At 44.5% G+C, this 2130-nt stretch carries 2 protein-coding genes; both read left to right on the forward strand.

Annotated features, from left to right (window positions below):
- Positions 1–1643: M1 family metallopeptidase (locus tag PX484_RS25455; protein ID WP_288106220.1), on the forward strand; the 1643-nt coding region annotated here is incomplete at its 5' end.
- A 230-nt stretch (positions 1644–1873) separates the two neighbouring features.
- A partial coding sequence (locus PX484_RS25460) for a hypothetical protein (RefSeq protein WP_502882788.1) occupies positions 1874–2130 on the forward strand: 257 nt, incomplete at its 3' end.

Genomic DNA, 2130 nt, shown 5'->3' on the forward strand with positions numbered 1-2130 from the left:
AAAGCTTAGTTGCCCATGAATTAGCTCATCAATGGTTCGGTGATTTAGTGGTAATTAAACACTGGTCTCACGCTTGGATTAAAGAGGGAATGGCTTCCTATTCTGAGGTTTTATGGACAGAATCGGAATACGGAAAAGCTGATGCTAGTTATTATTTATTAGGGGAAGCAAGAAGTTATTTAGAAGAAGATGCTTCCCGCTATCGTCGTCCGATGGTTACTCATGTTTATCGAGAAGCGATCGAACTTTATGATTGTCATCTCTACGAAAAAGCTGCTTGTGTTTATCACATGATCCGCTCTATTTTGGGGGAAGATTTATTCGGAAAAGCGATTCATACTTTTGTGCGGGATAATGCCCATAAAACCGTAGAAACCGTGGACTTATTACGGGCGATCGAAAAAGCGACCGGGTACAATTTATTATTCCTCTTTGATCAGTACGTTTATCGCGGTGGTCATCCCGATTATAAGGTGGCCTACAGTTGGGACAATCAGAATAATTTAGCCCAATTAACTGTCACCCAAACCCAGGACGAAAAGGAACTATTCGACTTGAAAATTCCCGTCGCTTTTGCCTATCTCAACTCTGAAGATCTTACCTACAATCTGCGGATTCACCAAAAAGAACAAACTTTCTATTTTCCCCTAGCACAAAAGCCAGATTTTGTCAAGTTCGATCGGGGTAATAATTTCCTCAAAACCGTCACTCTTGAGTATCCCATCGGTGAATTAAAAGCGCAATTACAACAGGATCCCGATCCGATTTCCCGTATCTATGCAGCGACGGCCATTGCTAAAAAAGGCGGTTTAGAAGCGATCGAAGCTTTAGGGACATCCCTAGAAAATGAGCCTTTTTGGGGGGTGCGTGTGGAGGTGGCCAAACAGTTAGCAACTCTTCGGTTAGATCAGGCGGTTACTGCTTTAATTAAAGGTTTAAACGATGAAAAAGCACAAGTCCGTCGGGCAGTTGTCGAGGGATTAAGTGAAATTAAAACCTTAGATAGTTATAACGCGCTTAAATCCCTACTAGAAACCGGAGACGCTAGTTATTATGTGGAAGCCGCCACAGCGCGAGGATTAGGCTGCATGGCCGTGGGACAATTGCAAAATAAAGAAGGGGAAATTATTGACCTGCTCAATCACATTTTACAGTCAAGAAAGGGGTGGAATGAGGTAGTAAGAGCGGGCGCAATTGGCGGTTTAAGCCAGTTAAAAACCTCGCCGGCGGCTTTGGAGTCAATTTTGACCTACACGGCTTTAGGCACGCCTCAACCCCTGAGATTAGGAGCTATCCGCGCCCTGGGAGCGATTTCTTCCGGACAAAGCACGGATAAATTAACCGTAATTTTGGAACGTTTAGAAACCATTGCCGAGGAAACTTTTTTCTTGACGCAGGTGGCACTGTGTAACGCTTTAGGACAGATAGAAAATGCCAAAGCTATCGTTATTTTACAAGCTTTGAGCGATCGAACTCCCGATGGTCGCGTGCGTCGTGTAGCCGAGGAAGCAGTACAAAAAGTCCAGAAAAAATTAGGTTCCGAGAAAGCAATTCAGGAAATTCGCGAGGAATTAGAAAAAATGAAACAGGAAAATCAGGAACTTAAAAGTCGTTTGACCAAATTAGAGGCGAAAAATGGTTAGTTAACCTGAGTTATCAGTTATCAGTTATCAGTTATCAGTTATCAGTTAAGTAGGTAGGCGTTAAAAATTATCAGACACCCCCTTATCAAAGGGGGGATTAAGGGGGGATCCCCCCGCCTACCGGCACCCCCCTTATCAAGGGGGGCAGGGGGGATCGAACCTAAAATCCATTTTTAATTTAATTATAACCAGCTACTTATCAGTTATCTGTTTACTGTCTTGAGAGAACCATGGGATTAGGAGAAACAGACACCAGAGCCAAATTAATTGACCCCGTCCTGCATCAAAGAGGATGGACAGAGGATTGTCTCAAGCGAGAAGAAACCCCGGGGGCAATTCAAATTATCGATGGGGAAGCCGAACGCGCCAGGGGAAGGATCGATTATACCCTGCGAGTGGCCGTCAGTAGCGACAGCCAACCCTTAGCCGTCGCCCTAATAGAAGCAAAAAAGGAAGATGCGCCCCCCACTGAAGGCTTAGAACAGGT

Origin of the sequence: Microcystis sp. M49636_WE2, from assembly GCF_030065375.1 — a bacterium.
Lineage (GTDB): Bacteria > Cyanobacteriota > Cyanobacteriia > Cyanobacteriales > Microcystaceae > Microcystis > Microcystis aeruginosa_C.